Origin of the sequence: Dysgonomonas sp. 25 (assembly GCF_010501075.1) — a bacterium.
Classification (GTDB): Bacteria; Bacteroidota; Bacteroidia; order Bacteroidales; family Dysgonomonadaceae; genus Dysgonomonas.
Map to the genome: position 1 here is coordinate 205719 of NZ_QVMN01000002.1, position 25468 is coordinate 231186.

Annotated in this window: 23 protein-coding genes; 14 read left to right on the forward strand and 9 right to left on the reverse strand. The window is 44.7% G+C overall.

Annotated features, from left to right (window positions below):
• Window positions 1-26 precede the first annotated feature (26 nt).
• Window positions 27-2033, forward strand: coding sequence for a KUP/HAK/KT family potassium transporter (locus D0T66_RS04025; protein ID WP_163355847.1), 2007 nt, complete (start codon window positions 27-29; stop codon window positions 2031-2033).
• Here D0T66_RS04025 and D0T66_RS04030 read toward each other — a convergent pair.
• From D0T66_RS04030 to D0T66_RS04040, 3 genes are read right to left on the reverse strand one after another with little or no spacing between them, the layout of a single operon-like run.
• Complete coding sequence (locus tag D0T66_RS04030; RefSeq protein WP_163355849.1) at window positions 2010-3074, reverse strand: M20 family metallo-hydrolase; 1065 nt, start codon at window positions 3072-3074, stop codon at window positions 2010-2012. The two genes, D0T66_RS04025 and D0T66_RS04030, sit on opposite strands and share 24 nt — an antisense overlap.
• A 3-nt stretch (window positions 3075-3077) precedes the next feature.
• Window positions 3078-3836 carry an SDR family oxidoreductase gene (locus D0T66_RS04035; RefSeq protein ID WP_163355851.1) on the reverse strand — a complete coding sequence of 253 codons (759 nt, stop codon included), beginning with the start codon at window positions 3834-3836 and terminating at the stop codon, window positions 3078-3080.
• Window positions 3837-4892: a glycoside hydrolase family 43 protein gene (locus D0T66_RS04040; protein ID WP_163355853.1), complete on the reverse strand. Its 1056-nt coding sequence runs from the start codon at window positions 4890-4892 to the stop codon at window positions 3837-3839.
• Between the two features lie 190 nt (window positions 4893-5082).
• Between D0T66_RS04040 and D0T66_RS04045 the strand changes: the two genes are divergently transcribed.
• Genes D0T66_RS04045 through D0T66_RS04055 form a run of 3 tightly spaced genes read left to right on the forward strand, consistent with a single transcriptional unit; the run spans window position 5083 to window position 7626 of the window.
• Entirely contained in the window at window positions 5083-6060 is a 978-nt protein-coding gene (locus D0T66_RS04045; protein WP_163355855.1) for a polyprenyl synthetase family protein, read from the forward strand.
• 26 nt (window positions 6061-6086) lie between these two features.
• Window positions 6087-6866: a hypothetical protein gene (locus D0T66_RS04050; RefSeq protein WP_185154815.1), complete on the forward strand. Its 780-nt coding sequence runs from the start codon at window positions 6087-6089 to the stop codon at window positions 6864-6866.
• Entirely contained in the window at window positions 6853-7626 is a 774-nt protein-coding gene (locus D0T66_RS04055; RefSeq protein WP_163355872.1) for a TatD family hydrolase, read from the forward strand. Before D0T66_RS04050 ends, D0T66_RS04055 begins: the two co-directional genes overlap by 14 nt.
• Here D0T66_RS04055 and D0T66_RS04060 read toward each other — a convergent pair.
• Both D0T66_RS04060 and D0T66_RS04065 read right to left on the reverse strand, forming a co-directional pair.
• The gene (locus D0T66_RS04060) at window positions 7623-8222 is read right to left on the reverse strand and encodes a ribonuclease HII (RefSeq protein WP_163355874.1); all 600 of its coding nucleotides are present in this window, start codon (window positions 8220-8222) and stop codon (window positions 7623-7625) included. The genes D0T66_RS04055 and D0T66_RS04060 overlap by 4 nt on opposite strands.
• A gap of 4 nt (window positions 8223-8226) precedes the next feature.
• Window positions 8227-9489: a metallophosphoesterase gene (locus D0T66_RS04065; protein WP_163355876.1), complete on the reverse strand. Its 1263-nt coding sequence runs from the start codon at window positions 9487-9489 to the stop codon at window positions 8227-8229.
• 786 nt (window positions 9490-10275) lie between these two features.
• Between D0T66_RS04065 and folB the strand changes: the two genes are divergently transcribed.
• The 5 genes from folB (at window position 10276) to D0T66_RS04090 (ending at window position 15917) form a co-directional block, all read left to right on the forward strand.
• Window positions 10276-10629 (forward strand): dihydroneopterin aldolase, encoded by a 354-nt coding sequence (gene folB, locus D0T66_RS04070; RefSeq protein WP_163355878.1) that lies wholly within the window; start codon window positions 10276-10278, stop codon window positions 10627-10629.
• A gap of 7 nt (window positions 10630-10636) precedes the next feature.
• Window positions 10637-11164 carry an RNA methyltransferase gene (locus tag D0T66_RS04075; RefSeq protein WP_163355880.1) on the forward strand — a complete coding sequence of 176 codons (528 nt, stop codon included), beginning with the start codon at window positions 10637-10639 and terminating at the stop codon, window positions 11162-11164.
• Window positions 11165-11218: 54 nt separating this feature from the next.
• Window positions 11219-12754, forward strand: coding sequence for a DUF4301 family protein (locus D0T66_RS04080; RefSeq protein ID WP_163355882.1), 1536 nt, complete (start codon window positions 11219-11221; stop codon window positions 12752-12754).
• Between the two features lie 144 nt (window positions 12755-12898).
• Window positions 12899-15484 (forward strand): hypothetical protein, encoded by a 2586-nt coding sequence (locus D0T66_RS04085; protein WP_163355884.1) that lies wholly within the window; start codon window positions 12899-12901, stop codon window positions 15482-15484.
• 64 nt (window positions 15485-15548) lie between these two features.
• Window positions 15549-15917, forward strand: a complete 369-nt coding sequence (locus D0T66_RS04090; RefSeq protein WP_163355886.1) for a hypothetical protein — start codon at window positions 15549-15551, stop codon at window positions 15915-15917.
• Window positions 15918-16004: 87 nt separating this feature from the next.
• On the opposite strand, the gene gdhA is transcribed toward D0T66_RS04090, so the two are convergent.
• On the reverse strand, window positions 16005-17342 hold the full coding sequence (gene gdhA, locus D0T66_RS04095) for an NADP-specific glutamate dehydrogenase (protein ID WP_163355888.1): 1338 nt from the start codon (window positions 17340-17342) through the stop codon (window positions 16005-16007).
• A 200-nt stretch (window positions 17343-17542) separates the two neighbouring features.
• Here gdhA and D0T66_RS04100 point away from each other — a divergent pair, with 200 nt between their 5' ends.
• From D0T66_RS04100 to D0T66_RS04120, 5 genes are all read left to right on the forward strand, one after another.
• Window positions 17543-18388 carry a sulfite exporter TauE/SafE family protein gene (locus tag D0T66_RS04100; protein ID WP_163355890.1) on the forward strand — a complete coding sequence of 282 codons (846 nt, stop codon included), beginning with the start codon at window positions 17543-17545 and terminating at the stop codon, window positions 18386-18388.
• 4 nt (window positions 18389-18392) lie between these two features.
• The gene (locus tag D0T66_RS04105) at window positions 18393-18806 is read left to right on the forward strand and encodes a DUF1634 domain-containing protein (protein ID WP_163355892.1); all 414 of its coding nucleotides are present in this window, start codon (window positions 18393-18395) and stop codon (window positions 18804-18806) included.
• A 577-nt stretch (window positions 18807-19383) separates the two neighbouring features.
• A complete protein-coding gene (locus tag D0T66_RS04110) occupies window positions 19384-20628 on the forward strand; it encodes an FISUMP domain-containing protein (protein WP_163355894.1) in 1245 nt (414 codons plus the stop codon).
• Between the two features lie 135 nt (window positions 20629-20763).
• Window positions 20764-22035: a serine--tRNA ligase gene (serS, locus tag D0T66_RS04115; RefSeq protein ID WP_163355896.1), complete on the forward strand. Its 1272-nt coding sequence runs from the start codon at window positions 20764-20766 to the stop codon at window positions 22033-22035.
• Window positions 22036-22129: 94 nt separating this feature from the next.
• Complete coding sequence (locus D0T66_RS04120; RefSeq protein ID WP_163355898.1) at window positions 22130-22669, forward strand: SPOR domain-containing protein; 540 nt, start codon at window positions 22130-22132, stop codon at window positions 22667-22669.
• A 166-nt stretch (window positions 22670-22835) separates the two neighbouring features.
• Here the strand turns inward: D0T66_RS04120 and D0T66_RS04125 are convergent, their stop codons facing one another.
• From D0T66_RS04125 to D0T66_RS04135, 3 genes are all read right to left on the reverse strand, one after another.
• Window positions 22836-23519: a zinc metallopeptidase gene (locus tag D0T66_RS04125; protein WP_163355900.1), complete on the reverse strand. Its 684-nt coding sequence runs from the start codon at window positions 23517-23519 to the stop codon at window positions 22836-22838.
• Window positions 23520-23614: 95 nt separating this feature from the next.
• Complete coding sequence (locus tag D0T66_RS04130) at window positions 23615-24877, reverse strand: adenylosuccinate synthase (protein WP_163355903.1); 1263 nt, start codon at window positions 24875-24877, stop codon at window positions 23615-23617.
• Window positions 24874-25383 (reverse strand): Fur family transcriptional regulator, encoded by a 510-nt coding sequence (locus tag D0T66_RS04135; protein WP_163355905.1) that lies wholly within the window; start codon window positions 25381-25383, stop codon window positions 24874-24876. Before D0T66_RS04135 ends, D0T66_RS04130 begins: the two co-directional genes overlap by 4 nt.
• Window positions 25384-25468: the final 85 nt, after the last annotated feature.

The window sequence follows — 25468 nt, forward strand, 5'->3', positions numbered from 1 at the left end:
CTAAATAATATTAGATACTATTTCTCATGGAAAAGAAACATAGTGTACCGTTTGGCTCTCTCGGTGTTATACTCGCAATAGGAATTGTTTTCGGCGATATAGGTACTTCCCCGCTGTATGTGATGCGGGCTGTTATCCATACCCTCCCGGATGGGCAACTGGCGAATCCCGATTATATACTGGGGGCAGTATCGTGTGTCATCTGGACGTTGACTATCCTGACCACCATCAAATATGTCGTTATCACCCTGCGCGCCGATAACAAAGGCGAGGGAGGCATATTGTCCCTGTTTGCACTTATCAGGCGTAAATATCGCTGGGCATATATCATCGCTGCCGTAGGGGCGGCTATGTTGCTTGCCGACGGCGTCATTACGCCGGCCATGACGGTGACATCTGCTATCGAAGGGCTCGATATTCTTGTGCCTGATATTCCCGTTATGCTGATAACGATTGTCATCGTACTCCTTATATTCCTGCTTCAACCTTTCGGTACGGGGGCTATCGGTAAATACTTCGGGCCTTTTATGGTACTGTGGTTCCTGATGATGACAGTTGTCGGGTTCTCGCAACTGATACAGGATATCAGCGTATTGAGAGCCTTTAATCCGTGGTATGCAATCCACTTCCTGTTGAACGTTCCCGAAGCCTTGGTGATAATGGGGGCAATCTTCCTTTGTACCACAGGGGCGGAAGCTTTGTACTCGGATTTGGGGCATTGCGGACTGAAGAATATCCGTGTAGCATGGGCAGGCGTCAAGGTAGCCCTGATTATCAACTATCTGGGGCAAGCGGCATGGGTGATTAATAACCCTGCGGTGATAACGCACGGGACGAATCCTTTCTATGCCATTATGCCGTCGTGGTTTCTCATTGCCGGCATTGTAATGGCTACGCTGGCGGCTATCATTGCCAGTCAGGCGCTTATCAGCGGTTCGTATAGTGTTATCAGCGAGGCTATTTCGATGAATCTCTGGCCGAATGTCAAAATCAAATACCCGTCTATGCTGAAAGGGCAGTTGTTTATCCCTTCGGTCAATTATTCGCTGATGGTGCTTTGTATCCTTGTTATCTTGGTATTGCAAACCTCTATCCGCATGGAAGCAGCTTATGGACTGGCTATTACGTTGAGTATGATGATGACTTCCATCCTCTTGTTCCTGTATTTTGTCAAGAATAAGAAACCGCTTTGGTACAGCATTCCTGTGACCCTCTTCTTTGTCGCTATCGAGTTTATCTTCTTCATTGCCAATATGCAGAAGTTCGGACATGGAGGGTTTGTACCTATCCTTATCGGAGGAGTGGTGTTTATCGTCATGTACTCGTGGTATAACGGTACACACCTCAAAAAGCGCTTTACGCAATATGACCAGATTAATGAGCAGTATATTAGTCAGATAGACCAGATAAGCCAAGATGCTACTATCCCTAAAACGGCTACGCACCTCGTTTACCTGACAAGTGCCAAGCGAAAAGACAATATAGAAACGAAGGTGACTTATTCGCTCTTCCGGAAGATGCCAAAACGTGCTGATACCTATTGGTTTATCAATATTCAGCGTACGGACGAACCATATGAATTCGGGTATGAGACAACAGTCTTTGTTCCGAAAAAGGTTTTCCGCCTCGATATCCGTGCCGGCTTCAAATTGGGCATCCATACCGACCGCTATGTAGGCTTGATTGTGCACGACTTGGAACGCAGAAATATAGTCGACCTCTCTACACGTTACCCTTCGCTCAAGGACGGAGAGTACAATAAGGGTGACTTCCTGTATGTGATTGTAGAACGTGTCATACGGAACGTGGAGAAGAAGCCGATGCAGTCTTTGGTGCTACTTTGCTATAAAATCATCAAGCATTATATAACATCCGATGCGCAGATGTACGACTTAGATCCATCGTTGGCTGTGTCGGAAACGGTACCGCTATATCGGCATGAGCATACCGAAGCAGAATTGCAGGAACTGTTGCTTCAGGCTGATTTTCAAAATCATAAGGATAGCGAGTCAAAGCCGCAGACCGTCGAGTAGCTTGTAGTACAGCTCGATTGCTTCGCGAATCTCTTCCAGCTTGATGTATTCGTCGGCAGTGTGCGACCGTGCCGAGTCTCCCGGGCCTATCTTGACGCTTGGGAATTTCATAAATGCCTGATCCGACAAGGTAGGTGAGCCGTACGGTTCTTTGCCAATAATGATAGCCCTTTCTACGAAAGGATTTTCGAGCGCTATGCGCGACGAGTTGAGGCGGAACGAACGGGGCTTGACCTCGCAGCCGGTCATCTCGTCTATCAGGTGGAAAAGCTCCTCGTTGCTGTATAGCTCGTTGCTGCGGACATCGACTACAAACTCGCACCGGTCGGGAACGACATTGTGCTGAGTGCCCGAGCTGATCATCGTAACGCTCATTTTTACAGAGCCTAACAAGTGGCTTTTCTTGGGGAACTCGAATGTTCTGAACCATTCGATGTCTTTCAATGCCTTGTAGATGGCATTCTCGCCTTCGTTGCGGGCAGCGTGCCCCGAGCGCCCTTTGACGGTGCAGTCGAGTACCATCAATCCTTTCTCGGCAACGGCAGGATGCATACCTGTGGGTTCGCCTACAATGCCGAAAGTGATAGGCGGAAGCTTTGTCAGCGCCAATTCGGCACCGTTTGTGCCTGAGACTTCTTCTTCGCACGAAGCCAGAAAGATGAGGTTATAATCCTGCGGCTTCTCGGTGAGCAAGAAGAAGGTATGTAGCAAGGAAACTACGCTGGCACCTGCATCGTTGCTGCCCAAGCCGTATAAGATGCCTTCCTCCTCCAACGGGGCGAAAGGCTCTTTTGTCCATCCTGCAACAGCCTTTACGGTGTCGATGTGCGAATTGAGCAGGATAGTCGGCTTAGCCGTGTCGAAGCCGGGCGACTGCACCCAGACATTATTGCCTATACGGTGAGGCGTATGACTATTCTGACGAATGTAGTCCTCTATCAGTAGGGCAACCTTGTCTTCTTCGCGGCTGAAAGAGGGGATAGCGATCATCCTTTTCAGCAGGTCTACGGCATCGTAGTATTTCTCGTCTACATCAATCATAGGCTATTCTTTGTGGAATATACTTGCAGCGGCTTGTGCCGTAGGCATCACGAGCATATCCTGCACATCGACATGCGGAGGCTGCGAAACGGCATAGAATACCGCATCGGCTATATTCTCGGCATCGAGAGGGGTAAATCCTTGATATACTTGGTCGGCACGGCCTTTGTCGCCTTTGAAGCGGACAATCGAGAACTCTGTTTCGACCGCCCCCGGGCAGACCTGTGTGACGCGTATGCCGAAAGGAAGCAAGTCCATGCGCATGCCTTTGCTCAGAGCGTCAACAGCATGTTTTGTAGCGCAATAGACATTCCCGCTTGGGTAAACCTCTTTCCCTGCAATGGATGCGATGTTGATGATATGCCCGCTTTTGCGTTCCACCATTCCCGGAGAGACGGTACGGGTGACATACAACAGCCCTTTGACGTTGGTGTCTATCATTCGTTCCCAGTCGTCTACAACGCCTTGGTGGATAGGATTCAGCCCGACGGCTAACCCTGCATTGTTGACCAATACGTCTATTGCTGCCCATTCGGAAGGAAGATTGCCTAAGGCAGCCTTCACTTCGTCATATTGGCGGACATCGAAAGCCAGCGTTAATACGCTGGTTCGATGCTGCTTTTCTATTTCGGCTTTCAGGGAGTCTAACCGTTCCTGACGGCGACCGGTGATTATCAGGTTATAGCCCTCTTGGGCTAAACGCATACTGATGGCCTCGCCAATGCCGGCGGTAGCTCCCGTTATTAATGCTATTTTGTTCATTTACTGTAATTTATTTTCTTCTACCCCTTCGAAGGTTATCTTAACCGGAAGGATGTTTCCGTTCTCATCGAAATGCATTTCATCTATACACGTCTCGCGGTGGTTGAAGTGAGTATCCGTCAACGGTCGACGGTGATAGACGATATAGTATTTATCCGATTTTGGTTCGTGGATAACCGAATGGTGTCCTGCACCCACAGCCACTTCAGGATCTTGTTGCAGGATTTTCCCGATGCGTTTGAATGGTCCCATAGGACTGTCGGCAATGGCATAGGCTACCGAATAGTCCGGGCCTCCCCATCCGCCTTCCGACCACATGAAGTAGTATTTGCCGTCGCGGATGAACATGAATGGTCCTTCTACATAGTTCTCGGGAGTAACCTCCTTGAACATCTCTCCATCGTCGAAAGGAACAACCGATGTGAGGTCGGCAGATAGCTTACACACGTTGCAATGTCCCCATCCGCCGTAATACATATAGAATGTACCGTCTTTATCTTTGAATACGAACTGGTCGATTGGTTGCGCGCCATTCACAATCTTGTTGATAAGTGGCTTGCCTATTGCATCTTTGAATGGCCCTGACGGTTTATCAGCCACAGCCACACCGATTCCTCCATGTTCATTATCGTTCTGAATATCATTTCCTCCGAAGAAAAGATAGTATTTGCCATTGGCTGCTATAATGGAAGGCGCCCACATAGCATACTCTACCCACGGAACGTTTTCGACCGAAAGCACTTTCGGATGCTTTGTCCAGTTCACTAAGTCTTTGGAAGAGAAAGCGTCTATGAATGTCTGGATGTTATAAGCCGGGTTGATTGTATTGTTCTCTTTTACCGGATAAGGGACAACCGAGTCGGGCTTCTCACGGACATATACATCCGAGAAAGTTGGATAAATCCAATATTCATCGTCGAAGATGATACCCTCGGGATCGGCATACCAGCCTTCGAAAACGGGATTGCCCGATTTCTTCACTTCCTTCGGGGTAGAGTCGCATGAGGCGAATAGAGCCAATGCAACTGTTGATAAGAGTAGTAATTTACGAGTCATTTTTGTCTATATTAGGTTTTAGTTTAAGCACATAAAGATAATACAAATTATGGAGTCGAAAAAGATTTGATTTCTTTAAAAAAAGAACTACCTTTGTTTGTCTTGATACTCACACGGATATGTTGTCGGAAGGCTTCTTGACTATCTGATAGGTTGTGAGTGATGTTTAAAGTATAATCGAAAGTTGAAAATGAGTCCATTATATAGCTTGGAGGAAATCCTTGATATCGTCAATACCCAGATAAAGGGTATTCGATTTACACAGAAACCCGCATCCTTGTTCGAACCTATAAATTACATCCTCTCTTTAGGAGGTAAGCGTATCCGTCCGGCACTTGCCCTGATGGCGTGCAACCTCTACCGGAACAATATAGCTGCGGCAATTCCTGTGGCGATGGGGGTGGAAGTATTCCACAACTTTACGCTCCTGCACGATGATTTGATGGACAGAGCCGACCAGCGTCGCGGGAAGCCCACTGTACACGTCAAGTGGAGCGACAATACGGCTATCCTCTCGGGAGATGCCATGCTGATAGAGGCCTACAAGGAAATATGCAAGGTAGACAGGCGTTATCTGGAGCCGGTATTGAATCTGTTCTCTGTCACGGCATCCGAGATATGCTGCGGTCAGCAATACGATATGGAGTTCGAAAAGCGCATGGATGTGACGATACCCGAATACTTGGAGATGATACGCCTGAAAACGGCTGTACTCCTTGGGTGCGCGCTGAAAGAAGGTGCGATGGTTGCCGGCGCTTTCGAGGATGATATGAAACTGCTATATGACTTCGGGATTAACATGGGATTGGCTTTCCAGTTGAAAGACGACCTGCTGGACGTATACGGCAACCCCGAAACCTTTGGCAAGAAGACAGGCGGAGACATCCTCTGCAACAAGAAGACTTTCTTGCTGATAAACGCCTTGGCCGATCCTACAGCTAAGGATGAGTTATATAGCTGGATAGAGAAGAAAGAGTTTGACGAAGCCGAAAAGATAGCTGCCGTTACGGCGATATACGACCGCTTGGGACTGAGAGCCAAATCGGAAGAATTGATTCGGGAATATTACGATAAGTCGGTTGCCTGCCTTGGGAAAGTGTCGGTGAGTGATGACCGCAAGGAGGTCCTATTTGCTTTGGCTGAGGATTTAATTAACAGAAACGTTTAACTAACCCAATAACGAGTTCAGAAGGAATGCCTTATCGAAGATTACCCAACACTGATAATGCCCGTATAAGGTCGCTGAAAACAGCGATAGAGAAAATGTCTGCTTCTCGTGATGCCAATATCATTAAGTTCGACGTTATCAGCCTCGAAACAATGCTTCGGAACTTCGAAAACGCCCAGTTGATGTATAAGCAGAGCTTGGAGAAACAGGCTGCCGAGAACCGTAAGCTACAGAAGCTGGTGAAGAATGCGCGGCTCTATGTCTCGCACTTTATACAGGTACTCAATCTATGCATTGCCAGAGGCGAAATCAAGAAAGATGTTCGCTCTTTTTATAACCTCGAGGTAGATAGTCAGGCGGTGCCTGATCTCGCTACCAATGAGGCTTTACTGACATGGGGCGAAGATATAATCAAAGGAGAAAACCTGCGCATCCAGAACGGAGGCGCACCTATATATAACCCGACCATTGCCCGTGTGAATGTTGCCTATTCGCAGTTCAAGGACGGGTACTTCACTCAAAGGACTTTCCAGTCTACTACTGCCCGCCATCTGGAGACATTGAGCCAACAACGCGAGGATATAGACAAAGCGCTTTGCTCGCTGTGGAACCAGATAGAAGCTTTCTTTGCCGACTTGGAGTCGGAGGAGAAGTTGGAGCGATGCAAGGACTTCGGCATCATCTATTACCTGAGGCGCTCGGAGAAAGAGCCGCAAGAGGGAGAGGAAGAAGTTCCCGATGATATCCCACGCGAGAAGCCGAAACCGGGCAATATCCAATTGAACTTCATGTATGATGATGATTGATACGCACACGCATATCTATGCGGAGGAGTTCAACGACGATGCCGCCGAGATGGTTGCTCGTGCCCGCGAGGCCGGAGTAGCTAAGGCGCTGCTGCCTAATGTCGATGGGGAGTCCGTAGGCTTGTTACATGCTTTCGTCGAAAGCTTCCCGGATTTTGCCTACCCGATGATGGGGCTTCACCCGACCAGTGTAGAGCTGGACTGGGAGCGGCAACTGGCGGCTATAAAGCCATTGTTCGCCGAGCGCTCTTATGTGGGTGTGGGCGAGATAGGGCTGGACTTCTATTGGAGCAAGGAGCGTGTGGCTGAACAGAAAGCCGCCTTAGAGGAGCAGCTCCGATGGGCTGTAGAATATGGCCTGCCGGTGTCGATTCACTCGCGAGAGGCTGTCCGTGAGGTAGTTGCGAGCATTAAGGCTGTAGGTGAAGATAGCTTGAGAGGCGTGTTTCATAGCTTTGGCGGGAGTGCCGATGAGCTTATGGAAGTTGTTGATTTAAAGAGCTTTATGATAGGTGTAAATGGGGTGGTTACCTTCAAGAACTCGGGTCTGGCAGATGTGCTGAAAAGTGTTGTCGACCTGTCGCGCATCATACTTGAGACGGATGCGCCTTACCTATCGCCTGTCCCTTACAGGGGTAAACGGAACGAGCCTGCTTATATTCCTTATATTGTAACCAAACTGTCGGAAGTGTATGACGTATCGCCCGAAGAAGTGGCAGCCATCACTACCCGAAATGCACAAACACTTTTTGGCATCTAAAAATCCAACGTTAATTGCTTGTCTAACAGATTAAAGCTCATCCGGTGATAGGATGTAGCGCCGTATTGCTCTATTGCCTGACGATGTGCCTTGGTTGGATAACCCTTATTCTGTTTCCAGAGATATTGAGGATGTTCTTCGCCTATCTTATCCATGAAGTCATCCCGGTAGGTTTTGGCAAGGATAGATGCCGCTGCGATGGGCAGGTATTTGCCGTCGCCTTTGACTACGCAGGTGTGTTTGATTCCTTCGTAAGGTTTAAAGCGGTTCCCGTCAATCAACAAGTGTTGCGGGCGCACTGTCAGTTGGTCTACTGCACGGTGCATGGCAAGAAAAGAGGCGTTGAGGATGTTTATTTTGTCTATCTCGTTATTGTCTACAATGCCTACCGCCCATGCGAGCGCCTTTTCTTCAATAATCGGACGTAAAGCATAGCGCTGTTTCTCGGTCAATTGCTTCGAATCGGTAAGCAGTTCATTCTCAAAGTCTTTCGGTAAAATGACGGCCGCCGCAAATACAGGGCCTGCCAGACAACCTCGTCCGGCTTCGTCGCAACCGGCTTCTATCAGTTCGGGATATAGGGATAATTCGAGCATAACGTTAAAATTGGATAACTGTATTATTGTCGGATGGGAAGAAATCCAGTTCGAAGTCGGATATATCCCCGCCCATCTGGTTGTTTATCTTGTTCAGGTCGTCGGCTAACGATTGCAATTCGGGGGTAATAGTCTCATCCCCTGCCATATGCAAGATAAAGAGTTGAGCGGCAAATTCGGTCAGAATATCCTCTGTCTCCTTCGGCGAAGTCATGTATAAGGCTTTCAACTTATTCTTAGCCAACTGTTTGCCTATCCGCAACAGATTGCCTTTGCTTTCGTCTACCAAACGGAGATTCTCCGGCAAAGAATTGATATTGAAAGTCATAACATTCGCCTGATCGGGATAGTAGTAAACAAAACGGTAGGCAAAAGGGTAGGAGGACAGCGATGCCGTTTCCACATCGTGCAACTTATTACCTTCGGGCGAGAGGTAGGTTGTAATATCGTTGGCATGGCAATGCCCGGTAAAGATAACCCGCATCCCTTTGTCGGCGAATAATTGCCTCAAACGTCCATAATCGTCGACAAGGTAGTTTTTCATCAGCGCCGATTGATACATAAAATGTTCGGTGATGCCCCAGTGCATCATGCCTATCACGCTAATATTCTTGCTCTTGGCTTCATCCAGTATGTTGACGATCCATTTTTCTGTCTCCTGCGAAATCCGGCCTTCGGATAAAGTACGGTTCGTGTAGCGTTTATATTGTGCCGCGTCGATGGCGACCAGCCATGTATGTTCGTCGAGGACGGCTGCATAGCTGAGCGAAGCGGTATCGCGATCGAAAGCGTCGGCATAGCCACACCTATTATATATATGTACAAATTCTTCGGGCGAGGTATTCTCCGTTTGATACGTTCTATTGCCTACATAGCCTATCGGATCGGGAACGTTGATGTCGTGATTGCCGGGAATGACAAATACTTTTGTGCCTGCTTCCTGTAGTGGTTTTAGCTTCTTTGCAAAGTCAATATGGCTTTGTCGTTCGCCGTCTTTGGTTATGTCGCCGCAGATGAGCAGTACATCCGGCTTCCAGTTGGAATGTAGATAAAAATGCATGACCGAATCGAGGATGGCAGGCGTATATTGTATCATCCTCCCCGATGCGTACATATAATCTTCTACAGCATACCCTCCGTCCATCAACTTTTCGGATAGGTAATGCGTATCGCTGATAACGCCTATTTTCAGCGGTTCGGTTGCTTGCCCCTGCACCGCCAACGGAAGCAGCAGGATAAGTGCTATATATATAATGCGTATTTTCATTTTTTGTTTTATTTTTTTAATATTCCCCAAAAAGTAACAAACCCCTATTCATTTTTGATGCTTTTGGGCGAGTTACTTTTTTCATTATAGCAAATGCTCTTTGTCATGCAGAGTAAAACGAAACATCTCGTCACATTTATCAGAAAGAGACTTCTCACTTTCGTTCGAAGTGACAGGAAAAAGTAACACTTCTCTACTTGTTTTCGATGTTTTTTGGCGAGTTACTTTTTTTATTATACAAATGCTTTTTGTCATGCTGAGTAAAACGAAGCATCTCGTCACTTTATCAAGAAGAAACTTCTCACTTTCGTTCGAAGTGACAGGAAAAAGTAACACTTCTCTACTTGTTTTCGATGTTTTTTGGCGAGTTACTTTTTTCATTATAGCTAATGCTCTTTGTCATGCTGAGTAAAACGAAGCATCTCGTCACTTTATCAGAAAGAGACTTCTCACTTTCGTTCGAAGTGACAGGAAAAAGTAACACTTCTCTACTTCTTTTCGATGTTTGTGGTAAAAAAAATGTCAAGTTTTATATAAGAACGCTTTCTTATAACTTATCAACTCGTATACTTGTTTACTTGTCAACTTGTTTACTCGTCTACTCGTTCACTCGTCAACTTATAAATAAATATAGATAAACTTGTAGCCATATAATCGAGTCATTACAAAAATACTTCTTTTAATTTATAATTCTACCCCTTCTTGTTCAGATTTTAACCCCGCGAGATTTCGATATTTGAAACAGAATACGCATATTTGTACGAATTTTAAAAGGAGACGCGCTTAATGGAGAGTTATATACAGCTTGAAAACATAGAACTATTTGCCTATCATGGAGTTATGCTCCAAGAGCGGGTAGTAGGCAATACATTCAAAATAGATGTGAAAATAAAAGTAGATGTAAGCTATGCGGCTGAAAATGACGATTTAGCCGATACTGTCAATTATGCCGAGGTATACGAGCTTATCAAAAAAGAAATGGCTATTCCCTCCAAATTGATTGAACATGTTGCCAAAAGAATTATCAATAGCATAAAGACAACCTATCCTCAAGTAGAGCAGGTTGAAATAAAATTATCCAAGCGTAATCCCCCGATTGAAGGTCAGGTAGATTACGCCAGTGTAATACTGATTGATTGACAATAGAATGAGAGTAAAAAAAATAACCGAATTAGCACGAATCTCTGTCGATGAGTTTAAGCAAACCGGGAAAATCCCGTTGACTGTCGTATTAGATAACGTCCGCAGCCTCAATAATATAGGTTCTGTATTCCGCACGGCCGATGCCTTCCTTATCGAATCCATTTGCCTGTGTGGTATAACAGCGCAACCCCCTCATGCCGAGATACATAAAACCGCATTAGGAGCCGAGGATTCAGTCGATTGGCGCTATTATCCCGATACGTTGCACGCATTGGACGAGCTGAAAAAGCAAGGCTATATCATTTGTGCTATCGAGCAGGCTACCGGCAGTATTCCATTGGATACGCTTGACGTTGATAAGAGTAGAAAATATGCTGTGATACTGGGCAATGAGGTGAAAGGCGTGGAGCAGCCGGTTGTGGATGCCTGCGATTGTTGCATCGAAATACCCCAGTTCGGCACGAAGCATTCGCTCAATGTTTCCATTGCGGGAGGCTTGGTTTTATGGGAATTTTTCAAGAAACTACGTTGATTTGTAAAGTTTTTATTATTTTTGCCATTCACAATGAATTCTTAAAAACGATTTATGGAAAATGTAAATCTTACGGAAGAAGATAAATTGCTTCTTCAGAAAAAGGGAATATCAGAAGAAGAGTTGTACAAACAGTTAGATTGTTTCCGTCAGGGATTTCCTTACCTTGACATTGTAGCTCCTGCTTCCGTCGAAAGAGGTATAAAAATCATTGCCCCGGAAGATGAAACTGCTTATCTCGATTTATGGGATAACTATCTGGGATGCGGGAAATCCGTTACGAAGTTTGTACCGGCATCGGGTGCGGCAAGCCGCATGTTTAAAGATTTATTTGCATTTGTCGATGCCTCTTATACTACTCCCGAAACCGATTTTGAAAGAGAATTCTTTGACAATATCCAAGATTTTGCTTTTTACGAAGACCTGGATGACGTTTGTCTGGCAAACGAAGGCAAGAATATTGCCGATTTGCTCTCGTCAGGGAATTACAAAGCGGTAGTGGTGAATTTGCTCACCGAAAAAGGATTGAACTATGGTAACCTCCCCAAAGGATTGCTGAAATTTCATAAATATCAGGCTTCATCCCGCACTCCGGTCGAAGAGCATTTGAAAGAAGGTTATTTGTATACTAAAACCTCGACAAACGATATAAATATCCACTTTACAGTCTCGCCCGAGCATCGCTCGTTGTTCGAGGCACTGGTAAGTGAGAAATTGCCCTTTCTGGAAGATGAGCTCGGAGTTAAGTACCATGTGTCTTTCAGTGAGCAAAAACCGAGTACCGACACGGTTGCTGCCGACGCCGAAAACAACCCTTTCAGAGAGAATGGTAAAATGCTTTTCCGTCCCGGTGGGCATGGCGCATTGATAGAGAATCTGAACGATTTGGACTCGGATATTGTCTTTATTAAGAATATAGACAATGTCGTTCCTGATAAATACAAAACGGTTGAGACCAAGTATAAAAAGATATTGGCCGGCGTTCTGGTTGATACACAGACCAAAATATCGGAATACCTCAACCTGTTGGACGGCGGGAAATATACGCATGAACAATTGCTGGATATATTATATTTTTTGCAAAATGTGTTAAATGTCAAAAATCCCGACACAAAAATGTTGGAGGATTCCGAATTAGTATTATATTTGAAAAAGAAACTCGATCGTCCTTGCCGCGTATGTGGAATGGTGAAAAATGTGGGTGAACCGGGAGGTGGTCCGTTTCTGGCTGTTGATACAGACGAAACTATATCTCCTCAGATTCTGGAAAGTTCGCAAATAGATATGAACAATCCGGAGAAAAAGGCTATGTTTGCTGATGGTACACACTTCAACCCGGTCGATTTGGTTTGCGGAATAAAAGATTACAGAGGTAATCATTTCAATCTGAAAAATTTTGTGGATCTTAATACCGGTTTTATTTCGATAAAATCGAAGAATGGCAGGGAGCTGAAAGCTCTTGAGTTACCAGGGCTGTGGAATGGGGCAATGTCGGATTGGAACACGATTTTCGTGGAGGTGCCGATAGAAACATTCAACCCTGTTAAAACGGTCAATGACTTATTGCGCAAACATCATATGCAAGTCTGATGTTGAGTATGCAAAAGTTAAACATATGCATAAATTTCAGAAAAAACTTTTTTATAAATAGATTTATATCTATATTTGTGCTGTGAAAAGTTTTGAGGTATAATTAACGACTTAATACATTTTTTATTTTAAAGGTTACCAGCAGTGAAAGCTTTTATATTGAATAGAATGACGAACTTTGATAAAACTACAATAATGAATTTACGATTTTTACTAATCGCTACTATCCTATTATTCCCTTTTGTGCTTAATGCTCAAGTTTTACCTCCTCCATCTACAGGGGACATGAAGACTACACCCGTTAAGTTTTATTCGGAAGGAAAAATGTTTGTAGGTGATAATGCAGTGAATGCCACTCAGGCTGTGATGTATGTAGACGGATCGATGAAGTATGCTTCGTCTGGTACGGCTGCGGGTACGGTTGTCGTTGAACAGGATGGTATAACCGAATTGACCGGGGATATTATTGATGCGATGGCTGCAAAAGATCCTTCTGCGCCGGATAAGTTATTTGTGAATACGGCTACTCCTACTAAACAAGGTGTTATTAGCTTTGTGGGAGAGGAGAAGACACAGTATATATATAGGGACAGAACAGCTGCGGTAAAAAGTGCCGATGGTTATAATTATTTGAATTTTCCTACTATACGTGTTGCCCAGAAATTGACTTCTCCACATACGCTTCCTACACAGGTGGATATGACTAAAAATTTGCAGGTTGTTGTATGGCCGTTTGTGGCTATGTCTGTAGATAATATAGAGGTCGGTGATCCATCTAAGATAGGAGCTGATCGCTATGGAGCTTTCACCGTGGAGGCTTCTTATAATACAGAGGACCATGTGGCTACTATGTCTGCAGACGAAGCTCGAAAATTATATATTCCGAGGGTGTTTATCGATAAGGTAAATGGATCTGATGCCGATAATGCGGGAGCGTCTTCGGCTGGTTGGATGCGCTATAACCTAAAACTGAATAATTGTATATTTAAAGATGGGTCTCAGGTTTGGGACATAAATAAAACAATATATGTGGGAAATGATGCGAATAAACGTCATTTGACGCCATTCTCTTCTCCGTTTAAAGAAACGGCATTAGACTATATGTATTATAGTTTTGTAATGTCGGTCGGTGCTACATCTTCTACTTGGTTGCCGGGTTTGTCTATAACAGATCCTCGCTTCAGAATGAAGGCAGGTAGTGGCTATTTTATGGCTATGGAAGCAGGTGTGAATGTTGCTGATAATGCTTATCTCGATTTTAATCCAAACCCCACTAATACTGCGGTTATACTTAAAGAGTTGACTTTTGCTCATGATTTTAAAGATATCTATGATAATAATAATAATATTAATCCTTTTGGTCGGGTAAAAGGTGAAATCCAATTCTCGCGTAAGTTGTTAGCTGATTATCATAATACTCCTGCAGTTTCTTATTATAAAGAGGGGTATTCCCAGTTTGCATCAAATGCTGTTTCTCTAAATTCATTGAAAGAATATTTCACACGCTCTACGCAAGGGATAGATGTTCAATTGAATGAAGGACTTAACTTTGTGGCAAATCCATATATGCTTCCATTAGATTTGGAGCCACTTTTGAATACTGCACCAGGTGACGGAGGTGATACTTTTGATTTGCCCGCTGGTACAATTTCTAATACTCATGGAGCAAATAAAATACGATCTAAATTTTGGGTTATCCATAACTCTTATATTGAGCATATTGGAAACCAGGGCTGGTGGGGTGATGCCTATAAGTTCTACATAAATGCATATATCGCACAATACGATGGCTCTACTAGTTGGATAGGTCCTTCAGGGCCGAGTCCTTCGGTTTACTATGCACCACCGTTGTCTGTCTTTGCTGTCGAAGCAAGTGATCCTATCCTTTTGAAATTTAGAGCTCGGGTAGAGGCTGATGTCGCTCCTACAGATTTAAGGAAGAATGTTACTACACCTAAATCTGTAAAATCCTCTCTATCTACTCCTGTCGATGAAGTGTTATTCAGTACAGTAAATAAGACTACTGGTATTGAGGATCGTATATCGCTTGTGTTCCGCGATAAAATGATGACGGACGCCGAATATAAAGATATAAATGTACATAAAATGTTTGCCCGCTCAGTAGCAGCACAAGACAAGGTGTCATATCTTGAAGGAGCGCTGTATACAAAAACGACTGACGGCGATATGGTACCGCTTGCTATCAATGCACTGCCTACAGATATCAAACAATTGGCATTGTACGTTGTGCCGCCTAAGACTGGTGAACAGGTAATTGAGATCACTCCATATAGAATGAATACATTGCAGTCAATAGATCGTATTTGGATCGAAGATAAATTGACTGGTGACATAAAGGAAATGCTTCCTGAAGAGTCGCTTGAATATACTATCGCAGCTACAGGCGAGAATCCTAAAAACGGATTAAAAAATAGATTTGTCCTATACTTCAATGAGTTGCCGAATGACGCAGGCAATGTTATTCCGGAAGAATCTCCATTAGCAGTCTCGTATTTCCAGCAAACAATATATGTGACAGGATTACAGGATATTGATAATGGTAGCAGGCTCGAAGTATATGATTTGCAAGGACGTTTGGTAGCCAAAGATATAATTGACTCTGTTGGTGAAAGAATGGAGATTTACAAACCACTTTCGCAAGGAGCGTATGTCGTGAAAATTACCGGTAAACGTAACTATAGAGGTAAATTTATGAGCCTGAAAAATTAATCGAAATATACACAGAACTTACAACAAGATAGAACTATACGCTGATTTTAGAAAACAAGAATAGATGAAAAATAGAATTATTATATTGGTATTTGTGATGACTCTCTTTGGAGCCGCTTTCGGAGGTTCTTCAATCATGGCGAGTGAGGGAGGAGAGTTGCCATCAACTTCTTACTTGGAAGCAGAAAAACAGAGTTTCCTTCTTCAGAATAACACCGAACGTTCAACTGCGCCTATGTCAATGCACTTCGAAGCCTTTGGTCTCAGATCGAGTTGGGGGGATTATGATAACCTTTTCGGAGAAGATTGGCTAATGGGTGGTGAACACGTTGGAGCACCAATCGGAGAAGTAACGCCTATAGTAGTTGCACTTATATTGATACTTTACTTTATATATCGTAGTGTATCGATATCTAAGAGGAAGAATTTTTAAAAAAGAGTAAAAAATCGAATATATCGAATAAAAAAGAGACATTTTATAATGTCTCTTTTTTTATATACTACTATTGAGTTTCCTTGATTAAATAACTCCTTGAGCGATCATTGCCCGTGCCACCTTCATAAAGCCGGCTATATTAGCACCTTTTACATAGTTTATATACCCATCTTTCTCCTTCCCATGTTCGATGCACTGCTGGTGAATATTTATCATAATCTGATGTAAACGGCTATCCACCTCTTCGGCAGACCATTGTATGTGCATTGCATTCTGGCTCATTTCCAACCCGGAAGTTGCTACACCACCCGCGTTGACAGCTTTTCCCGGAGCAAATAATATCTTCTTTTCGATGAAATAGTCTACAGCCTCGGCTGTACATCCCATATTCGATACTTCGGCTACACAAGTCACGCTATTCGAAACCAGCAACTCTGCATCCTGCTTATTCAGTTCATTCTGTATAGCACAAGGGAGCGCGATGTCTACCTTTTGTTCCCAAGGCTTTTTGCCTGCAAAGAACTTGCTGTTAGGATATTTTTCTGCATAAGGCGCAACGATATCCTCGCCGGAATTGCGCAGTTCGAGCATATAGTCTATTTTCTCGCCCGATATACCGTCCGCATCATAGATATAGCCGTCAGGGCCGGATATAGTAACCACTTTTCCTCCAAGCTCGACAGCTTTGAGGGCAGCACCCCAGGCAACGTTTCCGAATCCCGAAATAGCAATGGTCTTACCTTTAATATCGATATTTTTAGCTTTCAGTATCTCGTTTACGAAATACAATGCCCCATATCCAGTAGCTTCGGGGCGAACGAGCGAACCGCCGTATTCCAAGCCCTTTCCGGTGAAAGTTCCTGTATTTTCGCGCGCCAATTTCTTATACATACCATATAGATAGCCTATTTCGCGCGCTCCTACACCGATATCTCCGGCAGGAACGTCCGTGTCGGGGCCGATATTCCGCCACAATTCCAGCATAAAAGCCTGGCAGAAACGCATAATTTCGGCACTCGATTTGCCTTTCGGGCTGAAATCGGAGCCACCTTTGGCACCTCCCATCGGAAGGGTAGTCAGGGCATTCTTAAAAGTTTGCTCGAATCCGAGGAATTTGAGCGATGACAAATTGACCGACGCATGGAAGCGTATACCTCCTTTGTATGGGCCTATTGTATTGTTGAATTGCACACGATAGCCGATATTGACCTGTATCTGCCCTTGGTCGTCTACCCACGGCACTTTGAACGTGAAAATCCTGTCCGGTTCGACAAGGCGCTCTATAATGCGGTGCTTTTCAAACTCGGGATGCTCGTTATATACTTCTTCTATCGAAACAAGCACTTCTTTTACAGCTTGCAGATATTCACTTTCGCCGGGATGTTTGGCTTCGAGCGATGACAAAATGTTATCTATTTTCATGATATGATAAGTTTAAAAGGTTTATAGCCTATTACAAATGTATAAATAAATATGAATAAATATCAAATTGTTTATAAATCTTTTTCTTCTTCTGATTGTTATTTTTATATAACCTTTTGTGCGTCTTATTTCCCTTGTTTCCTTGAATTGGAATGGAAAGTAAGCGCTATCTTTGTAAACTGAATATTTTATAGAAGGAAATGGATTTTAGCATTGAGGTATTTACCATTATTTTGTTTTTGGGAGCCTGTTTGGCGGGCTTTCTGGGTTCTCTCACCGGGTTGGGTGGGGGAGTAGTTGTTATTCCCTTGCTGACATTGGGCTTTGGTGTGGACATGCGCTATGCCATCGGGGCGGCTCTGGTAACCTCCATCGCCAGTTCGTCGGGAGCGGCAGCTGCTTATATAAAAGAAGGAATCACCAATGTGCGCATCGGTATGTTCCTCGAGATTGCCACTACCACAGGCGCTGTAATAGGAGCTTTGGTGGCCATGTATCTGGACAAGATGTATATTGCTATCATATTCGGTGTCGTTTTGATATTTTCGGCTGTCCGTTCAGTCTCTAAGAAAAATGTCGATGCCGATCCCGCTGCTAAGGGCGACAAGCTGGGAGAAGTCCTTAAATTGAACGGTTCGTATCCTCAGAACGGGGAAACGGTGCATTATAAAGTGCACAATGTCGTAATCGGATATCTGTTGATGACGGTGGCCGGAGTTGTTTCCGGTTTGCTCGGAATCGGTTCGGGAGCATTGAAAGTATTAGCCATGGATACGGCAATGAAGATTCCCTTCAAAGTGTCTACTACAACCAGTAATTTTATGGTAGGAGTGACGGCGGCCGCAAGTGCCGTAGTTTACTTGCAGCGTGGATATATCGATCCCGGACTGGCATTCCCGATTGTAGTCGGGGTGTTGTTGGGCGCATTTATCGGTTCCAAGATATTGCCTAAGGCGAATGTGCGGAAGTTGCGCCTGCTCTTTAGCGTAGTAATATTCTTCCTTGCGCTGTCGATGATGTATAATGGTATAACCGGAAAATTGTAAGGCTATGAAGATATTTACAAAAGCATTCTGGGCGGAGAGGGATATGGAAATCCTTATCGGGAAATTGCTGCGTTACGGCGTGATGTTGGCCTGCGGTATAACCGTTTTCGGGGGGATTGTATATATCCTTCAGCATAGTGGCGACAGTAGCGCTATCTACCGTGCTACCGATGTGCCGAACGAGGCCTTTGGCGTTTCTCATTATCTGCGGGAGCTGTCGACCATCTTTCCGCGCCTTTTGCAGTTCGATGGAGCGGCTATTGTGCAGTTCGGGGTATGTGTGCTTATCGCGACGCCTGTTATGCGTGTAGCGGTCTCTGTATTCGCTTTTCTCATAGAGAAGGACTATTTATATACGGGCATCACTATTCTTGTCTTGGCAATTATTCTTGCCAATATGATTTTCGGATTACATTGAGGTACTGATTTTTTTGGAAAAACGAATAATAATTCGTTCCTTTGTTGTGGATTCCTATTCATAACATATGTATACGAATAATAATAAATATATTGAATATTATATTAATATGCTGATTATTAATTCTATAATCTGTCATATTTCTGTACACACACACACACACACACACGAAATATAATGAATATTTCGGAATAATCCAAGGTTTTAGGAGAAAAAGTCACCTCCCCCCGTCCCCCTCCAACAGAGGGGGAGTAAAAACATATACTCTTTTCCTATCTCCTCCCCTCGTGGGGGAGGCAGGGAGGGGGTGCCCGAATGCTTGTGTTAATGTCAGGGGTAAAACCCCTAATTCATCCCGTCTTCTCCGTGAGGAGGAGCGGGGTTTTTCAGTTAACAGCAGGCCCCCTCAATCCCCCGAAGGGGGAAATCAATATACTTTGTCATGCCGACGGCAGGAGGCATCTCTTTCAATTAATGGGATGAGATATTTCGCTTTCGCTCAGCATGACAACGCTATTCTATCAGCTAATGGGCTAACAGCTATAAAGAATTTACAAATCTTCAAATTGATATTATTATGAAAAGAACTTTAACATGGGCTATTCTACTTATAGCCTTAACATCAACAACAGTAGGCTTATATGCACAAGTGAAAATCGGCGACACCACACCGCCTGTTGCAGGAGCAATACTCGAACTAAGTCAAGGTGCTACTACAAGCAAAGGCTTGGGTATGCCCTGTGTGGAATTAACCAACTTGAAACCGACTACTCCCACCGAGTTATCTGCTTCTATCGGTGGAACAGGAAACTGGGCATTGAATGATCATACAGCATTAGCTGTATATAATACTAAAGTTGACCGTTGTGCTCAGCCTGAACCTATTTATGAGGGGCTATATGTTTTCGATGGAGCAGAGTGGCAATTTTTAGGTAAAAAGCCTGAACCTTCTCCAGATGTATACACCTTCACTGATGCTCGGGATAATGAAATATACATGGCACGTACTTTTGGTGCTGCCGGCGATTGGATGTTGGAGAACCTCCGATACATACCTACTGCAGCTGATTATACTCATACAACTGGTTATTCGGGTAAATGCTGGTGTTATCCCATGAGTGGAGGGGGATTAGGAGGTATTATTTACAATCCAACCACAGCAGCAGCCGAATGGGATACCCGGGCCGGTATTTTATATAACTGGATGGGGGCGACTAATGGTGAGAATACTTCTACGATAAATCAGGGGCAGTTCTCTGCCAGTCCGAGTGCTCCGGGGAATGATGAAGTGGAGACAAAGTTTGAAACAAGTCCGGGCGCGAAAGATGGGAAAATACAAGGTATTTGCCCTGCCGGATGGCATCTCCCGAGCGATCGCGAACTGAATGAACTGGAAAAGGAAATATACAATAATCCTACAATTTACAGCCAATATACGGCAAGCGATGCAATTCTTCCGGTCAACTGGGATAAAAGCTGGGAATCCGGTTTTTCTTCTTCTTCTCCGGCGTATGGCTATCGTGGCGCTGGAACCGCTAACGGTCATGGTCTTGCGATGTTAAGCGAGTGCAAATTATTGGGCAGCACAGACGCTACCGGAGGAAAAAGCCTTTCTGCACTACAAGGAGGCTTTGAACTTTATCTCTCAGGTTATGCTTTTGGTAGAACGTATAGTTACGGTACCAGCTCTATGTTGTGGTCAGCAAGCAGTATCAATAATCAGGATGCGTGGGACCGGGGTTTTATTTCTTCCGGAGCTGAAGTGGAGCGGTATAATCCTTCTCGAAGGAGCTTATTCTCCGTCCGCTGCAAAAAAGACTAACTCACCTCCCCCCAGCCCCCTCCATAAGAGGGGGAGGAATGAAACACAAGAGTCCCCCAATATATTTCGGGGACTTTTTTTATCGGGCTTTCGGGTTATTTTAATAACTTTGTGCGAGACTAAAATAACAGATGTATGTTGACATTGAAAACCATCAGCCAAAACCCCGAAGAGGTTATCCGCCGCTTGGCGAAGAAGCATTTCGACGGAAAAGAAATTATAGCCCGTGTACTCGAAGCGGATAAAATCCGCAAACAGACGCAAACGGAATTGGATAATAATCTGGCTGAACAAAATAAGCTCTCGAAAGAAATCGGGGCGTTGATGAAAGAAGGCAAAAAGAGCGAAGCTGAAATAGCCAAATCGCGTGTTGCCGAAATGAAAGAAAGCACCAAAATGCTCGAAGATACCCTACGTCAGGCAGAACAGGATTTGCAGGATATGCTCGTGCTTATCCCTAACCTGCCGCACGATAGCGTACCCGAAGGCAAGGTTGCCGAGGACAATGTAGTGGAAAAAACAGGTGGTGTCGTTCCCGAATTAGGCGAAAATGCTCTGCCACACTGGGAACTGGCAAAGAAATACGACCTTATCGACTTCGAGTTAGGGGTGAAGATAACAGGAGCAGGATTCCCTGTTTACAAAGGGATGGGCGCACGCTTGCAGCGCGCATTGATAAACTTCTTCCTCGACCGCGCCCGCGAAGCCGGCTATCTGGAAGTACAACCGCCTTATGTGGTGAATGCCGCTTCGGGATATGGAACGGGACAGTTACCCGACAAAGAAGGGCAGATGTATCATGCCGTACTGGATGATTTGTACCTGATACCGACAGCCGAAGTGCCTGTGACCAATATCTACCGCGATGTTATCCTCGAAGAAAAAGACCTGCCGGTGATGAATACCGCTTACTCGGCGTGTTTCCGTCGCGAAGCCGGTTCGTACGGAAAAGATGTGCGCGGCTTGAACCGCCTGCATCAGTTCGACAAAGTAGAGATTGTACGCATCGACAAGCCGGAACATTCTTACGAATCGCTCAAAGAGATGGTTGCACATGTAGAATCGTTGGTCAGCGACTTGGAATTACCTTGGCGCATTCTTCGTCTCTGCGGTGGCGATATGAGTTTCACATCGGCATTGACATTTGATTTCGAAGTATTCTCGGCCGCCCAGCAACGTTGGCTCGAGGTGAGTTCGGTTTCCAATTTCGAAAGCTATCAGGCTAACCGCTTGAAATGCCGTTACCGTACTGCCGACAAAAAGACGGAACTGGTGCATACGCTCAATGGTAGCGCGTTGGCGCTTCCGCGTATTGTTGCCGCTTTGTTGGAAAACCATCAGACGCCCGAAGGTATTCGCATACCGAAAGCCTTAGTGCCTTATACGGGATTCGAAATGATAAAATAAGCCGATAGAAATAAACTATTTAGCAGGCTTATCCGTTTTAACTTAATAAACAAAGCGTTATATTTGTAGTTGAAGAAATAAATAACTAATTGATATGAATAAGAAATACGTAGGATTAGGATTGGTAGTAGCAAGTTTGCTGTTGTTCGGTTCATGTAAGCCGAAGCAGAGTGCTTATAAACAAGTATATGAAGCAGCTAAAGAGCGCGAAATGGACGAGAACAAGCAATCTTCGGTTACGGTAGAAGATAGCGATACGCCTGTTGCGCCAGCTTATGCTTATGATAATACATCTTCGAGCGAATCGGTGCGTAAAGAAAAGATTACTCCGGTATACGACAGCGATGCATCGGGCTTGAAGGCTTATAATGTGGTTATTGCCGCTATGGGTATGAAACCGAATGCCGAATCGTTGAAGAAACGTATCGAAGCCGAAGGCTATAAGGTTATCCTGGCGAAGAACGAATCGGGCATGTTCCGCGTTATCATTGCGAGTGCCGATACCAAAGATGAAGCCGTAGCGAAGAAAAACCAGATATTATCGGATTTCTATGCCAAAGGGGATACCGAAACGTTGCGTGCTAAATATGGTATTCCGTTCAACGACTGGTGGATACTTCAACGGACATACTAAGAGTAGTTACAAGTTACCGTGCCCTACGGGCAGTTACGAGTTACAAGTAGCAAATCGAATATAAGAAAACCTCTCCTGAATAGGGAGAGGCTTTTTTATTGGACATAGTGCCTTGTCTCGAAATTGTTTCCTCGTAACTTGTAATTCGTAACTCGTAACTGATTTTCTATCTTCTGCTTCCGCTAAGCGCTATCATGATGTAATAGAACAACGTAGCTAATGAGCCGAGCGCCGCAACTACGTATGTGTAAGCCGCCCATTTGAGGGCATCCTTAGCCATCGGATAGTTATTGTCTGTCGTGATGCCTGCATGATTCAGCCATGCCAACGCTCTCGAACTGGCATTGATTTCGACAGGCAGTGTTATGATGCTGAAGAAAGTTGTCAGGGCGAACAAGCCTATCCCAACCCATATCAGCGAAGGAAATACGTTGATAAGGAATACCCCTGCCAATAAAACAATCATCACTATATTGGAGGCGAAACTCACCACGGGTACGATAGCCGACCGGAACTTCAACGGAGCATATCCATACGCATGTTGTACGGCATGCCCGCATTCGTGCGCCGCAACGGCTGCCGCTGCCACACTGTTCGATGCATAAACGTCTTCGCTCAGGTTGACGGTTTTGTTCGTCGGATTGTAGTGGTCGGTGAGGCTTCCGTTGGTCGAAATCACCTGCACATCGTAGATGCCGTTGTCGTGAAGCATCTTGAGGGCTACGTCGCGTCCCGTCATACCATTGGTGAGCGGAATCTGCGAGTACTTCTTAAACTTGCTTTTCAGCGTGTTGGATACGATAAAGCTAAGTATCGCAATCAAACCGAATATTACCCATCCTAAATACATATATCTTCTCTTTTAAGTTAAACCTATATACCTTATAACAAAGAAAGTGCCAATTGAAACGATTGGCACTTCTGTATCGGGTAAAAGTGCTTTTATTATCTGATAATTGTCTGTTCCCTGTCCGGACCTAATGAAACGATGCGGATTGGAACGCCTAATTTCTCCTCTATAAAACGTATATATGCCGCGAAAGGTTCTGTGAATTCGCTCTCCGAACGCACTTTTGTCATGTCGGTATTCCAGCCTGACAATTCTTCATATACGGGCGTCACATTATCCTCGAGGTTGTAAGGCACTTCGTCTACTCTTTTGCCGTTTATCTCGTAAGCAACACATACTTTTATCTTTTCGAATGTATCCAAGACGTCGCTTTTCATCATGATAAGCTGTGTTACTCCGTCCAGCATGATGGCATATCGCAAAGCAACCAGGTCGAGCCATCCGCAACGGCGCGGACGTCCTGTCACCGAGCCGAACTCGAAGCCTCTTTCGCGCAACTCGTCTCCCGTTTCGTCGTGCAACTCGGTCGGGAAAGGGCCACTTCCTACGCGTGTGCAATAAGCTTTGAAGATGCCGTATACATCACCGACACTTCGGGGAGATACCCCTAAGCCGATACACGCTCCGGCCGTAATGGTATTGGATGAAGTAACAAACGGATATGAACCGAAATCAATGTCGAGCATTGTTCCTTGTGCGCCTTCGGCAAGGATTTTCTTATTGTTTTTGAGTGCATTGTTCAGGTAGTATTCGCTATCGATGAACTCAAATTCTCTCAACTTCTTTATTCCCTCGAACCATTCTTTTTCGATGGCAGGTAAAGCAGATGCATCGAATTTATATTGTTGCAGCACTTGCATATGCGAAGCTTTTACGCGCTCATATTTTTCTTCTATTCCTTCCAGAATATCGCCAACGCGAAGACCGCTACGCCCGATTTTCTCGGTGTAAGTAGGACCGATACCCTTTCCGGTGGTACCTATCTTAGAATCGCCTTTGGCTTGCTCGTAGCAAGAATCGAGCAAACGGTGTGTCGGCAGAATGAGATGTGCTTTTTTAGATATCAGCAGGCGTTTCTTCAAATCGTGTCCCGAAGCTTCCAGTGCTTCTACTTCGCCTTTGAACAGGGCAGGGTCTAAAACGACACCGTTCCCGATGATATTTACGCTTCCTTCCTGAAATATGCCGGACGGAACGGAGCGGAGGACATATTTCTGTCCTTCGAATTCGAGGGTGTGACCGGCATTCGGCCCTCCTTGAAAACGAGCTACTATTTCATATTCGGGAGTCAGGACGTCCACAATTTTACCTTTACCTTCGTCACCCCATTGCAGGCCTAAAAGTACATCTATTTTCATTTCTTTTTTGTTCGGAGATTATTATTATCTAAATTCTTATTTTTCTTGAGTTCAGCCTTTTTGGCACGCTGGCATTTGTTGCATATGCCATAAATGTACAGGCTGTAATAGCTGACCTGAAAGCGCTGGAAACGTTTCTGCTGAGCAGGCGTAAACAGGTTGCTGTTTTTGTATTCCTTCACTTCGCGGCAGTTCAGGCAGATAAAATGGTCGTGATTCTCATTGCCGTACGCCCGCTCATATTGCGAAACATTCGCCCCGAACTGGTGTTTGACGACCAATCCCGAGTCGAGCAGTAATTCTATCGTATTGTAGAGGGTTGCGCGGCTTACCCTGAAATTCGAATTCTTCATGGAATTGAAAAGGGTATCCATATCGAAATGACCTGATATCTGATAAATATGTTCTAATATAGCAAACCTTTCCGGCGTCTTACGATGCTTATGCATGGTGAGGTAGCCGGTAAATTCTGCTTTTACTTGCTCTTGCAATTTTGATTTATCCATTTATCAAAATATCATATAAATGAGCGGCAATAGGATATTGAAGAATCAATATTGCCAAACCAAACAAAAATACATCATTTTTAAG

What these genes read in the sequence shown, in the direction of transcription:
- D0T66_RS04100 (WP_163355890.1), top strand. Translation starts at nt 17,543, where the DNA reads ATGGATTTTAGCATTGAGGTATTTACCATTATTTTGTTTTTGGGAGCC.
- D0T66_RS04050 (WP_185154815.1), top strand. Translation starts at nt 6,087, where the DNA reads ATGCCTTATCGAAGATTACCCAACACTGATAATGCCCGTATAAGGTCG.
- D0T66_RS04110 (WP_163355894.1), top strand. Translation starts at nt 19,384, where the DNA reads ATGAAAAGAACTTTAACATGGGCTATTCTACTTATAGCCTTAACATCA.
- serS (WP_163355896.1), top strand. Translation starts at nt 20,764, where the DNA reads ATGTTGACATTGAAAACCATCAGCCAAAACCCCGAAGAGGTTATCCGC.
- D0T66_RS04135 (WP_163355905.1), bottom strand. Translation starts at nt 25,383, where the DNA reads ATGGATAAATCAAAATTGCAAGAGCAAGTAAAAGCAGAATTTACCGGC.
- gdhA (WP_163355888.1), bottom strand. Translation starts at nt 17,342, where the DNA reads ATGAAAATAGATAACATTTTGTCATCGCTCGAAGCCAAACATCCCGGC.
- D0T66_RS04055 (WP_163355872.1), top strand. Translation starts at nt 6,853, where the DNA reads ATGATGATGATTGATACGCACACGCATATCTATGCGGAGGAGTTCAAC.
- D0T66_RS04125 (WP_163355900.1), bottom strand. Translation starts at nt 23,519, where the DNA reads ATGTATTTAGGATGGGTAATATTCGGTTTGATTGCGATACTTAGCTTT.
- D0T66_RS04040 (WP_163355853.1), bottom strand. Translation starts at nt 4,892, where the DNA reads ATGACTCGTAAATTACTACTCTTATCAACAGTTGCATTGGCTCTATTC.
- D0T66_RS04120 (WP_163355898.1), top strand. Translation starts at nt 22,130, where the DNA reads ATGAATAAGAAATACGTAGGATTAGGATTGGTAGTAGCAAGTTTGCTG.
- D0T66_RS04065 (WP_163355876.1), bottom strand. Translation starts at nt 9,489, where the DNA reads ATGAAAATACGCATTATATATATAGCACTTATCCTGCTGCTTCCGTTG.
- D0T66_RS04075 (WP_163355880.1), top strand. Translation starts at nt 10,637, where the DNA reads ATGAGAGTAAAAAAAATAACCGAATTAGCACGAATCTCTGTCGATGAG.
- D0T66_RS04090 (WP_163355886.1), top strand. Translation starts at nt 15,549, where the DNA reads ATGAAAAATAGAATTATTATATTGGTATTTGTGATGACTCTCTTTGGA.
- D0T66_RS04045 (WP_163355855.1), top strand. Translation starts at nt 5,083, where the DNA reads ATGAGTCCATTATATAGCTTGGAGGAAATCCTTGATATCGTCAATACC.
- D0T66_RS04130 (WP_163355903.1), bottom strand. Translation starts at nt 24,877, where the DNA reads ATGAAAATAGATGTACTTTTAGGCCTGCAATGGGGTGACGAAGGTAAA.
- D0T66_RS04035 (WP_163355851.1), bottom strand. Translation starts at nt 3,836, where the DNA reads ATGAACAAAATAGCATTAATAACGGGAGCTACCGCCGGCATTGGCGAG.
- D0T66_RS04025 (WP_163355847.1), top strand. Translation starts at nt 27, where the DNA reads ATGGAAAAGAAACATAGTGTACCGTTTGGCTCTCTCGGTGTTATACTC.
- D0T66_RS04030 (WP_163355849.1), bottom strand. Translation starts at nt 3,074, where the DNA reads ATGATTGATGTAGACGAGAAATACTACGATGCCGTAGACCTGCTGAAA.
- D0T66_RS04080 (WP_163355882.1), top strand. Translation starts at nt 11,219, where the DNA reads ATGGAAAATGTAAATCTTACGGAAGAAGATAAATTGCTTCTTCAGAAA.
- folB (WP_163355878.1), top strand. Translation starts at nt 10,276, where the DNA reads ATGGAGAGTTATATACAGCTTGAAAACATAGAACTATTTGCCTATCAT.
- D0T66_RS04060 (WP_163355874.1), bottom strand. Translation starts at nt 8,222, where the DNA reads ATGCTCGAATTATCCCTATATCCCGAACTGATAGAAGCCGGTTGCGAC.
- D0T66_RS04105 (WP_163355892.1), top strand. Translation starts at nt 18,393, where the DNA reads ATGAAGATATTTACAAAAGCATTCTGGGCGGAGAGGGATATGGAAATC.